General features: G+C 41.3%; 14 protein-coding genes and 2 pseudogenes. 7 read left to right on the forward strand and 9 right to left on the reverse strand.

Features of this window, described 5'->3' with window-relative positions; all coding sequences use genetic code 11:
• Positions 1-166: 166 nt before the first annotated feature.
• Together BXP28_RS19405 and BXP28_RS19410 are read left to right on the forward strand one after the other, a co-directional pair.
• Positions 167-697, forward strand: a complete 531-nt coding sequence (locus BXP28_RS19405; protein WP_036655940.1) for a hypothetical protein — start codon at positions 167-169, stop codon at positions 695-697.
• Between the two features lie 9 nt (positions 698-706).
• The gene (locus tag BXP28_RS19410) at positions 707-952 is read left to right on the forward strand and encodes a hypothetical protein (RefSeq protein ID WP_024095325.1); all 246 of its coding nucleotides are present in this window, start codon (positions 707-709) and stop codon (positions 950-952) included.
• A gap of 183 nt (positions 953-1,135) precedes the next feature.
• Here BXP28_RS19410 and BXP28_RS19415 read toward each other — a convergent pair whose 3' ends face one another.
• Complete coding sequence (locus BXP28_RS19415) at positions 1,136-1,423, reverse strand: hypothetical protein (protein WP_024095324.1); 288 nt, start codon at positions 1,421-1,423, stop codon at positions 1,136-1,138.
• Positions 1,424-1,601: 178 nt separating this feature from the next.
• Here BXP28_RS19415 and BXP28_RS19420 point away from each other — a divergent pair, with 178 nt between their 5' ends.
• Positions 1,602-2,027: an IS5 family transposase gene (locus tag BXP28_RS19420; RefSeq protein WP_024095323.1), complete on the forward strand. Its 426-nt coding sequence runs from the start codon at positions 1,602-1,604 to the stop codon at positions 2,025-2,027.
• Positions 2,028-2,175: 148 nt separating this feature from the next.
• Here the strand turns inward: BXP28_RS19420 and BXP28_RS25355 are convergent, their stop codons facing one another.
• On the reverse strand, positions 2,176-2,316 hold the full coding sequence (locus BXP28_RS25355; protein WP_144029654.1) for a helix-turn-helix domain-containing protein: 141 nt from the start codon (positions 2,314-2,316) through the stop codon (positions 2,176-2,178).
• Between the two features lie 406 nt (positions 2,317-2,722).
• Between BXP28_RS25355 and BXP28_RS19425 the strand changes: the two genes are divergently transcribed.
• Positions 2,723-2,815 (forward strand): hypothetical protein, encoded by a 93-nt coding sequence (locus tag BXP28_RS19425; protein ID WP_077585177.1) that lies wholly within the window; start codon positions 2,723-2,725, stop codon positions 2,813-2,815.
• 116 nt (positions 2,816-2,931) lie between these two features.
• Here BXP28_RS19425 and BXP28_RS19430 read toward each other — a convergent pair.
• The 6 genes and pseudogenes from BXP28_RS19430 to BXP28_RS19455 form a co-directional block, all read right to left on the reverse strand.
• Positions 2,932-3,627: pseudogene (locus tag BXP28_RS19430) on the reverse strand (polysaccharide deacetylase family protein); the annotation flags it as partial.
• A 255-nt stretch (positions 3,628-3,882) separates the two neighbouring features.
• Positions 3,883-5,664: a sensor histidine kinase gene (locus BXP28_RS19435; RefSeq protein ID WP_036655946.1), complete on the reverse strand. Its 1,782-nt coding sequence runs from the start codon at positions 5,662-5,664 to the stop codon at positions 3,883-3,885.
• Positions 5,661-6,344, reverse strand: coding sequence for a response regulator transcription factor (locus BXP28_RS19440; RefSeq protein WP_036657447.1), 684 nt, complete (start codon positions 6,342-6,344; stop codon positions 5,661-5,663). The genes BXP28_RS19435 and BXP28_RS19440 overlap by 4 nt, the downstream gene beginning before the upstream one ends.
• Before the next feature lie 451 nt (positions 6,345-6,795).
• Positions 6,796-6,969, reverse strand: coding sequence for a YjfB family protein (locus tag BXP28_RS19445; RefSeq protein ID WP_024095319.1), 174 nt, complete (start codon positions 6,967-6,969; stop codon positions 6,796-6,798).
• A gap of 90 nt (positions 6,970-7,059) precedes the next feature.
• Positions 7,060-8,565, reverse strand: a pseudogene (gene ptsG / locus BXP28_RS19450) (glucose-specific PTS transporter subunit IIBC); the annotation flags it as partial.
• A gap of 101 nt (positions 8,566-8,666) precedes the next feature.
• Complete coding sequence (locus BXP28_RS19455; protein WP_023484822.1) at positions 8,667-9,017, reverse strand: YolD-like family protein; 351 nt, start codon at positions 9,015-9,017, stop codon at positions 8,667-8,669.
• A 266-nt stretch (positions 9,018-9,283) separates the two neighbouring features.
• On the opposite strand from BXP28_RS19455, the gene BXP28_RS19460 reads away from it, so the two are divergent.
• Both BXP28_RS19460 and BXP28_RS19465 read left to right on the forward strand, forming a co-directional pair.
• Positions 9,284-10,174, forward strand: coding sequence for a ComEC/Rec2 family competence protein (locus BXP28_RS19460; RefSeq protein ID WP_023484823.1), 891 nt, complete (start codon positions 9,284-9,286; stop codon positions 10,172-10,174).
• Positions 10,175-10,185: 11 nt separating this feature from the next.
• Positions 10,186-10,398, forward strand: coding sequence for a DUF3006 domain-containing protein (locus tag BXP28_RS19465; protein WP_024095317.1), 213 nt, complete (start codon positions 10,186-10,188; stop codon positions 10,396-10,398).
• A gap of 272 nt (positions 10,399-10,670) precedes the next feature.
• Here BXP28_RS19465 and BXP28_RS19470 read toward each other — a convergent pair whose 3' ends face one another.
• The gene (locus BXP28_RS19470; protein WP_046655057.1) at positions 10,671-11,081 is read right to left on the reverse strand and encodes a DUF2621 domain-containing protein; all 411 of its coding nucleotides are present in this window, start codon (positions 11,079-11,081) and stop codon (positions 10,671-10,673) included.
• Positions 11,082-11,303: 222 nt separating this feature from the next.
• Between BXP28_RS19470 and BXP28_RS19475 the strand changes: the two genes are divergently transcribed.
• On the forward strand, positions 11,304-12,449 hold the full coding sequence (locus tag BXP28_RS19475) for a deoxyribonuclease IV (RefSeq protein WP_077585178.1): 1,146 nt from the start codon (positions 11,304-11,306) through the stop codon (positions 12,447-12,449).
• Positions 12,450-12,476 lie beyond the last annotated feature (27 nt).

Here is a 12,476-nt window from a genome sequence, read left to right on the forward strand (position 1 = left end):
TGAACCATTCTTCCTACACCCATGGAAAAAGGATCACGTTGGTATTAATTTGTGCAACATGATCTTCTTTTTGAACAGTGGGTCTTGCTCATATTGAGAATAGTTATCATTTATCCCACATTTTATGGTATACTCTTTTTGTTATTAAAAAAGTGGAGGTTGGAAAATGAACAAAAATATTAAGATTACTTGCGCAACGTTAGCTTTAGCCATGGGTTTGACAGTTATCACACCAAGCGTTTCTGCATTTGCTGCTGAAAAACAAATGACACAGACTATATATTTAGAACCAGAATTAGATCATGTTGTTAATTTAGGTGGAGAAGAAGGTTATAAACTTTTAGAACAAATAGAAAGCATTCCTGATGAAATAATTAATACCAATGATGCAAATCAAATAAATGCATACTTAAAAGAAAAAAATATAGACTTTACAGTTAAATCCGACAGAGTCAAACGCGGATGGCTGGGTTGTTCTTTAGCTATTGCAGGAGCTATTGTAACGACTGCAATTCCAATTGCTAAATTAGCTAAAATTAAAAGTCTTGTGAATGCACTTGGTGGAGTTAAAGAAGCTGCAAAAATTATTTGGGGTGCTACTACCAAAGGCGAGAAATGGAAAGCTTTAGGTGAAGCTGGCAAAGACTTAGTAGCAGAGCTTGCAGGCATAACAGCTGTAAAAACAGCTTGCTTCTAGGAGACTGATATGATTTGGATAATTATACTATATACTATTCTTGCTGTGAGCTTTTTATTATCATTAATAACTAAAAGTAAGCAAGTGAAAATATTGCAAGAAAATATTTACTCCATCATTACGCGAAATCCCAATGAAATTCAGCATCTAAAGTTGGACTCAATGTCAGAAATAGAGCAAATAAAAAAGATACGTGAATTATATGGAGTGGATATAAAAACAGCTCATAAAATAGTAAACAACATTCCAAAATGAGTTACTTAAATGAGGATTCAACGGTCTGTAAGATATAGGAACAAGTCCATACCCCATGCCTAAAAAATTTAATAACGGATTAACCCCTTAATTTTAATTGGTCCTTTGATACAAGATAACTCCATTCAACTGGTTCGGGAGATCCTCCATTATCCAGTACTTCAGATTTAAGCAGGGTACCATCTAAACTAAAGTATAGAGTATTTGTAGAATCGTCAGTATCTTTCCAGTTCCTTTTACTTCATAATCTTCCCCAGCCTGAATAGGTCCAGCTTCTTTTATTATCACTTCAGGTACCTGATTAGGCTGAATTACGTAATCTGCCGGAGCAGTACTCGCTATATGGTTGCTTCCCACAAAGTCAGCCTTTTCAGTAACGGAGGCAGCTGTTGGCAATTTATTGGCTTTTGCTTTAAAAGAAACGGTCACATCGTTCATGCTGGTATTCATATCAGGCATATTAAGGGCCAAAATTGCCCTGACCACCAACTATCGTCTAATGCTCCCGTGGTGCCATTAGGGAGTGTTCCTGTCATGGAATTAGGAATATAGGTAACATTATCATTTAATACAGTTTTTAGAATGATGTCTTTCCAATCCTGTTTACCGGAAACTATAAGTTCACTCCAAAACATGATAAACTTTCCATATGGAAAAACGATACGAAATACGCGATGATCAATGGGAAAAAATTAAAGATTTACTGCCACCAGAACGAAAACCTCAAGGTGGGCGCATTGCGAAAGACAATCGCATGATGCTAAATGCCATGCTTTGGGTTGCAAGGTCTGGAGCACCTTGGCGGGATTTACCCGAGCATTATGGTTCATGGAAAACAGTGTATACTCGTTTTCGACGCTGGCAGATGGCCGGCATATGGGATGAAATTCTAAAGCAAGTTTCCGTATCTCCCGATTTGGAAAATATCATGATCGACGCAACCATCGTCGCGTCCATCAGCATGGGGCGGGCGCAAAAGGGGGCAGCAATTTCAGGACATCGGACACTCCAGAGGCGGAATAACAACCAAAATTCATGCCATTGTAGATGCACTTGGAATAATTCAAGAGTTTAAATCTCTTATTGGTAAGCACTATGATAATGATACGGTACAGGCTTATATAGAATTCCTCGAATTGAAGACTTTTCGTCTTTTCCCACACGATCCTGCCAGGTAATTAAAACATAAGAACATGTGAGGGACGTTCTTTACTATGACTTCCTTAATTTTTATCTATTTGACGATAAACTGTAGAGCGGCTGATATGCACTTTATACATGATCTCATTAATATTTGCCCCGTTCTGGAATATAATTAATCCCAAGATTTTAATGTATCCGTTACTTTCTTGAGGTGGGCCCATATGCTTTCCAAGGTGCCATTTTCCGGTTTGATCAAACGAACACCTTTCATTTCATGTCTTTCAATTTTCCATCCGGCGGGAAGGTCGCTCTCCCTTTACTTTTGGTTTAAAATATCAGCAGTATATTTCCTGTTTTCACACTCTCTTTAGGAATAAAAGGGAAATAGAACTAATGGATGATGACATAATCTCATTTTTATTAGATATATTCTATGTTTTCTTTTTTTTGTGACAATCCGTATATTTTTCCCCTTAAAATTTTAAACGGGCATGTTTTGCATGAAAGATACAGGTATAGAATGAGCCAGGGAAGTACAAGCTAAATGGAAATACAGATATTCTCAACCGCATTTGGTCCGAATTTCTGCGTGTGTCTCATGTTGGAATATATGTGGGAAATGGAAAGATGTATAACGCCAACAATAAGGGAGTTGGATATACGGACATTAATAGGGGATACTGGGCCAAGCATCGTCTTACGTTTGGACGAATAAAATAGACAGGAATTTGCGAAAAACAATCGTATCTGTGTGCATGGGGTCTGATCACCCGCCGTACAGTTTCCCAACGCGCGCCGGGAGAGCCGCGCGTTGGGAAAGACTGCATGTACTAACTTTACAGACGGTTATCTTTCAGGAAATTAAGGTGAAAATGGTCAGCATCATTATATACAGCAAACTGATATCCTTTTTGTTTATAAAATGCAATGATTTCAGGCAGTACTTGTAAGGTTTCTGGTTTTTCATGCATTAGAACAACCTCTAAGTCTTCTGTCGTTGCCTTTTTAATGTTTTCTACAATTTGTTTTGGATTATCTTTTAAACTCCAGTCTTTGGAATCGATTGTCCAATCCCAAACTTTAATTCCAGCTTTTGCAATTTGGTTGCGGATCTGCTCACTTTTTAGTCCCGGCGCAGAGCCGTAAGGCGGGCGGACTAATTTAGGACTAGTCCCTGTAATATCATGGATAAGAGATAATGTTTCTTTCATCTCCGGTACAAACTGTCCGCCGTCGTATAACTTTTTGCTATCATGTGTCATACTATGCCCACCCACGTAGTGTCCTTCTTTTACCGCCCGTTGTACATTCTTTTGCAAGCTCGTATTTTTCAGATTGTTGCCTATCATAAAAAATGTTGCTTTAATGCCATGTTCTTTTAAAACATCCAGGAATTGGCCTGTTAATTTACTAGGACCGTCATCAAATGTAAGGTAAACGACTTTTCCCGCAGGTTTCCCATCCTTTTTCTCCGGTTTTGCAGGAGTTGTTTGACTATCCTTAACCTGGTTCTGCTGTTGGGTAACACCTTGCCTGGTATTTTCCTCTACGGCCCCATTGGCAATAATAAAAGTGAATTTTTGTATAACAAAGAGCAGTATAATAGCAATTGCCAGTGTAACTCCTAACGATAGTATTCTTCTTTTATTATTTCGCGATATTTTCATGTTCATCCTCACTTTCTCTATCATTGTTGACTTGATAACCAGATTAATAGAGAAAGATAAAGATAACGTGCAGGTAATGTCGAAATTAGTTAAAGAAAAAAAACGTGCAGAAACTAATTTCTACACGGTTTTATTTAAATAGAAGTAAAATAATACTCCGTCTTCTGTATTATATACCCCATACCGGACATCATGCAGATCCAAAATATTTTTGGAAATAGCAAGTCCCAAACCCGTTCCGTCTTTTGAACGTTGGCGAAAGGTATCCCCGCGATAAAAACGTTCCCATATTTTATCCAGCTGTTCTTCCGGGATGTGAGAACCTTTGTTTTCTACACATACTTTTACCCTTTCATTTTCTTCTGCCGTGAATATCATGATGGTTTCTTTTTCCGGAGTATGCCGAATCGCATTGGTGATAAAGTTAGTAATGACCTGTTCAATCCGGTGCTGATTCGCGAGTACTTTAACCCTGGAGAGCTTTTTATGAACATTCAGCTGCTTATTGTTTATTTCCATTGATAACTGGTCACATATATGTTCAATAGCCTGATCGATATGGAAAGTATCCATTTTCATTTTATACGTACCGGACTCAAATTTGGCCAGCTCAAGCATATCAACAATCAGCATGTCCATTTTATCTACTTCTTTTTCCATAGCTTCAAAATAATATTCTTTCTTATGACTGGCAACACCATCTTTTAGAATAGAAATACAGCTTTTCATAATGCTCAAAGGTGTCTTTAGCTCATGCGATACACCTGCAATAAATTCTTTCCGTGTATTCTCCAATTGTTTTTCTTTTTCTATGTCTTGCTGCAATTGATGAATATGTGAATGTAATGAATGGGAAAGCGTATTGATATTTTGGGATAAGTCCCCGATTTCATCCTTTGATTTAATGGGGATTTTCTCCGAAAAATCCAGGTTCGCCATTTTTTTTGTTGTGTCGTTTATAAGCAATAAAGGTTTTGCAATCTTTTTTGAATAATAAAAAGAAACCAGAAAAATCAGGAGCAGTACAAATACAATTAAATATATATAATAATCTTTAATCATTTGCACCGCTTCATCAACAGGCTGCAATGATGTCATGGCATATATATAGCTTGTTGTACCATCCTGATCTTTTATGGGTTTGATCAACAATTTGTATTTGATCCCATTTTCTTCATAATCAAGCACCTGTAAGGAATTAAATCCGGGATTATTTTCATTTAATATCAGGTTTGCCTGGAATTCTTTGATTCGTTCTATGAACATATGATTTGTATAAATATGATTAGGTGCTGCATTTTCCTCTAACAGCTGCACTTTAGTGATTTTTCCAGATAAATCCATCGTGTTCTCTTTAAAATATTCTTGAGGTAATCCATCCAATCTGGATGTTAATTGGTTATTTTCTATACTAAACAGTCCACCTTCCACCAGTAATTTCCAAGGGGCTATTATCGTATCTTTTTTTATTCCAAAAATAGTAAACCGGGCCCCTTTGGTGATATATTCCTTTTTTTTCTGGATATCTTTCAGATTCATAAAACTGTATAGCGGGATTTTGATTACACGATCAGAGAATGTCTTATCTCTGGAAGGGTCTAATTTTATTTCCAGGTAAAAATCATTTATATGTTTGATGTTTCCTAAACTATCTAACGTTGTGATCCATGTGCCATGTTCACGGTGAAAATTTTGTTCCAGTTTTTCAATCGTTTGTACATCTTCTCCGGCATTTAAGTATGCCTGCTCAAAAGATTGAATACCGGTTTTAATGTCATCTACTTTCCGGTTCGCATAATATTGCTTGAAAAATATAGTTTGTCCCATAAAAACGGTTGCTAAAATCAGCATGCATAAGACGGTTGTCAGTAGAAAAAGTTTTAGGACAATTCCTTTTCTCATACATTCCCCTCAAATTTATAACCAGCTCTTACAACTGTTATAATACATTTTGATTTATCCCCTAATTTAGTCCGTAAATTTCGGATATGACTATTCACTGTGCGGTCATCACCAGAAAATTCATACCCCCAAATTTTTGTAATTAATTGTTCTCTTGTAATAACAATCCCCTGATTGTGCATTAAATACGTTAGTATTTCAAACTCTGTGTAAGTCAAATTAATATCTTTCCCGTCTACTTTGACAGTACGTGAGGGAAAGTCTACGTGAATACCGCAACTGGAAAGTGAATTGCCATTTGTCTCTTCTTCTATGGCATATCGGCTTTCCAGTAACCGTTTTGCCCGTGCCAATAAGATGGGGGGGCTAAACGGTTTTGTGACATAATCATCTGCACCAAGCTCAAATCCAAGCAGCGTGTCATCTTCATCCGCTCTGGCTGTCAACATAATGACAGGAATATTGGATGTCTTGCGGATCCTACGGCAAACAGACCAGCCATCCAATTCCGGCATCATAATATCCAGGATAACCAAATGTACTTCATTTTCTTCAAATAAAGTTAATGCTTCTTTTCCGTTTATTGCTTCCAGTACCTGATATCCTTCATTTAACAAATAATCTTTAATAATTTCACGTAAAATATGTTCATCTTCCACAACCAAAATTGTTTTTTGCATGTTTTTTTCCTCTTCAATAGTTGTTGGGTATATAGAGAATATCAAAGCCATGTAAAGATAAGATAAAGATTCCTTTCCAAAATTAAAAATCATTCTGGCAAAGATTACCGTGATAGTACACCAAACCTCTTCATCTATACCGGCATACTTTATGGAAACACTTCTTATTCAGGAGGTGTCCTCTTTGTTGGTTACATGTGTAATATTAATTATTTTAATTGCAGCCATTTTCTGGATCATGGTATGGGACCGCACATAGGATGACAGCGGATTTGAATGGATGGAGGAGTTTCCGCCGCTCGGCTCTTCCAGCGCTCGTTGCGGTGCTGCACGACGAGTAGTCAGACATCTTGAATAGATGGAGGAGTCCCGAAGAGATGCTGCTTGAATTGGGATAACTGGAACAATAAAAATACCCGTCTACCCTAAACAGGAGTACGGGTATTTCTACTTAAATCCGAATATCCAGGTTACCTCCCAGATGAGGCTGTACACTTTGCAGCATTTTGACAAGATCCTGGCCTTGCTGTTCCGATTGGGTTTTGGCTATATTCAGTACGCTGACTCCCACCTGCTGGGATAGTTTGGCCTGGCTCATGACCATAGATAAAGCGGCGATATCCATAACGCACCTCCTTTTATCTTTTATCGGTTTTTTTCGGCTAATGTTTTGTTATAGTAAGGGCTTTGCAGTTGCTGCAAATCACGATTGGTCCATCAACTGCTTCATTTGGGATTTAATTGTATCAGACCGTGTACCGAAGATGGCCTGAATGTTGTTGCCCACTTCCAGCACCCCGGCAGCGCCGAGCTCTTTAAGCCTGTCTTTGTTCACTTCATCCACATTGTGTACCTGTATGCGGAGACGGGTAATGCAGGCGTCCAGAGAAGAAATATTCTCCCTGCCTCCGAAAGCCTCAAGGATTTGCACCGGCAGCTCGTTTTGATCTCCGCCTCCGGCCTTGATATTTTCCTCCTCTTCCGGTTCTCTGCCGGGCGTTCTGAGGTTGAATTTGCGGATCACAAAGCGGAACATGAAATAGTAGATGACCGCTATGACAAGCCCTACCGGTATGACGAGCCACCAGGGGGTACGGTTGGGTATGATGCCGAATAGAATGTAATCGATGACACCGCCGGAGAAGGTCATCCCGATTTTGACGTTCAGGAGGTGCATAGTCATAAAGGACAATCCCGCGAATACAGCATGGATGGCAAAAAGCAGAGGAGCCACGAACAAGAAGGAAAATTCGATAGGCTCAGTGATCCCTGTCAAAAAGGATGTTAGAGCGGCCGACCCCATAATACCGGCAACCAGTTTTTTCTTTTCGGGTTTTGCTTCATGGTACATGGCAAGAGCGGCAGCCGGAAGCCCAAACATCATAAACGGGAATTTCCCGGTCATAAAGGTGCCCGCCGTTAACGCAACCCCGTCCTTAATCTGGGCGAAAAAGATTTTCTGATCTCCCCGAACGAGCTCTCCCGCTTTATTTAAATATTCTCCGAATTCAAACCAGAAGGGGGAATAGAAAATGTGATGCAGGCCAAAGGGGATCAGAGAACGTTCAATAACACCAAAAATAAAGGCGGATAAAGTCCGGTTAGAATCTACCATGCTGTGGGAAAATGCGTTTAACCCGCTTTGGGCATACGGCCAGATAAATACCATAATGATTCCCACTAACAGGGAAGCGGCCGCCGTGACGATAGGGACGAACCGTTTTCCTGCAAAGAAACCCAGGTAAGCTGGCAGCTCGATTTTGAAAAACCTCCGGTACAGATAGGCAGCAAGAATCCCTATAATAATTCCCCCGAATACTCCGGTCTGAAGCGTATCAACACCAAGCACATTCGCATAAGCCATGTTTTCTTGAACCAGGGTGGGAGTAACCCCGAGAATAGTCCCCATGGTTACATTCATAACCAAATAGCCGATAATGGCCGCAAGACCGGCCACACCTTCTCCTTCGGCAAGGCCAACTGCCACTCCAACCGCAAAGAGCAAAGATAAATTGCTGAATACAATATTTCCCGAATTCTCCATTACACTGGCCAGGCCCTGGATAATAGGGGTCTGAAAAAAAGGAGCAAGTTGCAAAAAATCAGGATTATGGAGCAGGTTGCCGAAAGCAAGCAAGATTCCTGCCGCAGGCAAGATAGCAACAGGCAGCATTAATGCTTTTCCAACCTTTTGGAGCAAACCGAACAATTTTTTGAACATATGGATTCTCCTTCGCATTCATCTTGAGGTTAGGTTTTCCAATTATTCCTTCTGCATGCACGTAGAATAAAAAATCCGCTCCTTGTTAAAGGAACGGATAGTTAAGAAATTAACTCCATTTTGATTCCTATAATTCTGTCTTTTGGCACCCACTCCATTCCGTTCAGATGAAGCATGCGAATACGCTCCAGCACTTGATTAATACCGGTGACCACACCGGTGATTTCAGCCGTTTCTCCGGTTTGAAGCCGTATAAGCAGGGTGATTGGCCGATGGATCCGGTAAGACTCCGTTATGGCTTTATGCATCAGACCCTGATCATGAAGCGTAACTATGGCTTTTTTGCGGCGCAGTTTCTCAAACTGAAGCTTATCGAGAATTTGTTTGGTTAACTCGGGCGTCAAGGCAGTACTTTCGAAAAAGTGATCGGTTTGGTCTTTATTTTTATCCATTGCATCATCTCATTTCATTCGGAACAGGCATTCTTAGTTTAGTGTATAGGAAAAGCAGGGGCAGGAACAAGCGCTAATATTGCCGGAACTTTTTGTTCATTTTTACTGGGTCTCTCTTACAATCAAGGAATTCAAGACCTTCGGCTTATATGCGGAAAACCATGTATATGGTATGATAGAACAGGAGTTCTTATGCGTGATTTGCATAATTATGCCTAAGAGATTAAGAGAACTGGAAGCATGCTGAAAAAGGAGTTAAATGGAAGATGAACATCAAGAAATGGCTTATATCCCTTCTGCTGTTAGCAGGATTACTGGGACTGACGGGATGCACGATGGCCGGAGCACCTGCCGCTTCGAAAGGCCCAGACTATTTAAGAGACAGCGTTTTGGACCAGAGTGGTCTGAAAGTACTGTTTCTCGATGTCGGACAAGGTGCATCCCAACTGTTAGTTTCCCCAAATGGCAAGACCATGCTGATTGACGCCGGAGATAACGACAAGGAGCAACTGATGCTGGACTATATGAAAAAGTACGGGATCACTAAACTGGATATTGTCATCGGAACTCATCCGGATGCGGATCATATCGGCGGGCTAGATAAGGTCATCGATCATCTGGATATCGGCAAGGTATACTTGCCCAAGGCCTCCAGTAATACCAAAACCTATGAGTCGCTGTTAACTTCGATCAAACAAAAAGGGCTGAAGGTTACGACGGCCAAAGCAGGGGTGAAACTGGACTGGGACCCGGATGTGCAGGTAGAGATGCTTGCTCCGGTGAAATCTTATAAGGATAATAATAATAACAGTGCAGTGGTTCGTTTGACGCACGGAGCCAACGCCATTTTGCTCACAGGTGATGCCGAATCGGAAAGTGAACAGGACATGATTGCTTCAAAAGCAGAATTATCGGCTGATCTGATGCTGGTTGGACATCACGGATCTAACAGCAGCACTACAGCGGCATTTTTAAACAAGGTTAAACCCAAAGCAGCAGTTATCCAAGTGGGGAAAGGGAACAAATACGGGCATCCTAAAGAGAAAGTGCTGCAAAGATTGGAGAAACAGGGCGTTAAAGTGTACCGGAATGACGAGCAAGGCACAATCGCGGCTATCAGTGACGGCAAACAAATCCGCATGCAAACAGAAAGGTAGGGAGATCTGGTATGTTGGCTATCGTGGACCGTTTGGAAGAAGGCTACGTGGTAATTGAATTGGACGGAGATATGGTGGATGTTCCCAAGAAGGAAGTGGCAGGGGATGTGAAGGCCGGCGACGTGGTAGAAAAAGTGGATGGCATCTGGCGTACTAATAAAGAAGAAACAAAGAAACGTACAGCTAAAATCAAACAGCTTATGGACGAGGTGTGGGAGGATTAGGGCATACGATTAAAGCCAGCCGGCAGGCTGGCTTTATGAATCGGCCCAGAACACTAGTGAATTCAATCATGACTGACTTTTAGTCATGAGAGGTTCAATGATAGGTCATTTAATCTTGATACCGCTGCAAAAAACAGGCAAAGACAAGATATACACGAATTTCATTTTTATTCTTCAACCAGGTTTGGGATGGTATTATTTAGGGTAATCAAAAAAGTTTCCCAGAAGCCGTTATTTTGAGACGTTTCTATGGGGAATAACCCTTCCAGTGATTATCCGAGCATGTGCTTGTAAGGTGAATAGTCGATCTCTTCCTGCTGCAAAAATTTGATCAAAAAAGAGTGGTCCCTCTTCGGGGTTGCGAGAATGTAGCCTTTGATGCAATGGTCTTTCGTTACCTCTCCGGCCTTCTCCTCAAGTGCCACCTGACCAATTTTGGCGGCGATGGAATGTCTGGCCACGTCCCGGAACGGTTTGGGTACAGGCTGTACCAATTTATCCAAAAATGCTTTGGATTCGTCGGTCCATAAGTGCCGGGAAGCCTCTACATAATGGTTCTGCCAATCAAGCTTGGATTTACCGTCGGCCATCGGAAGCACCTTCAAGAATTTCCTGAACATGAAATAGCCCCCTATGGCCATAAAGCCAAGCAGGATCGCAGCCCAGAAGACGGTGACCCACATAAATCCGTTTTGCACGCATGTTCACCTGCCTGTATAATAAATTTCTATCAAATGACAGGGGGGCCGTTTTCCCTGGTAAGTTTTGGCTAAAGTCCGGAATACCTGATTCATGCGGAAAACAGGCCGTAAACTCTACTGGGTAATTATACCTTATTTCTGGCTTTCTTGCGACAATACTTGTAAAATAAGTAGAAAAGTGAATGAACAAAGGAGCAGTGTTACATGCTAAAAATAGGCTCACATGTCTCTTTTTCAAATAAAGGGTTATTAAATGCGGCCAAAGAAGCCATTTCCTATGGATCTACTTCTTTCATGATCTATACGGGAGCGCCGCAGAATACGCGCCGTAAACCTATCGAGGACCAGTATATAGAAGAAGGAAAAGAACTTATGCAAAAACACGGTATCGATGAAATCGTGGTGCATGCTCCTTACATTATTAATCTGGGCTCTTATAAGTCTAATACGTATCAATTGGCTGTCGAATTTTTGCAGCAGGAGATTAAGCGCACTCATTACATCGGAGTAAAACAGATTGTGCTCCATCCGGGAGCATATACGGATAAAGATGCCGAATACGGGATTAACCGGATTGCTGAGGGGCTGAACGAGGTTCTGGAAGGCATCAGGGAAACGGACGTGAATATTGCACTTGAAACAATGGCAGGGAAAGGAACCGAGATTGGGCGCAGTTTCGAGGAAATCGCAGCAATTATCGATAAAGTTACACATAATGAACGCTTGTCCGTCTGTATGGATACCTGCCACATTCATGATGCCGGGTATGATATTGTGAACGACCTGGATGGAGTCCTGGAGCATTTTGATCAGGTGATCGGCCTTGAACGGATCGGGGTGGTTCACTTAAATGACAGCAAAAATAAATGCGGGGCGCGGAAGGACCGTCACTCGCCGGTTGGTTCCGGTTTTATCGGCTTTGACGCCATTAACCGGGTCGTTAACCATGAGAAACTTCACCATCTTCCAATGATTCTGGAGACGCCTTGGATCGGGAAAGATCCAAAAAACCAGCGTCCGATGTACGAAGCTGAAATTGCCCTGCTAAGAGGCAATGTAGCAGAGCGCTTCGGTGCTTCCTTTATTGAGGATGTTGCCAGACTGGATCATTTCCTTCATGAGCAGGACGAGCATTGCCGGGATTTTGTACTGAATACATGGGAAGTGCTTCGCACGGATGCAAAGGCCAAAAAAGCCGACGGGCGTGAACCGTTTGAAAGATTGTATGACCAGGTTGTAGATAAGGGAATCTTCAAGGATTTAGTGGAAGAAGAGATTAATCAGCGCATAACCGTATGGCTGAGCGGGCAAAGTCCTGAGCAGTTGGCAGAACAAACACAGGCTGAATAGAGCGGCCGAAAGCAGATAGAGAGAAGG

The sequence above is a fragment of the Paenibacillus larvae subsp. larvae genome, assembly GCF_002003265.1.
GTDB lineage: Bacteria > Bacillota > Bacilli > Paenibacillales > NBRC-103111 > Paenibacillus_H > Paenibacillus_H larvae.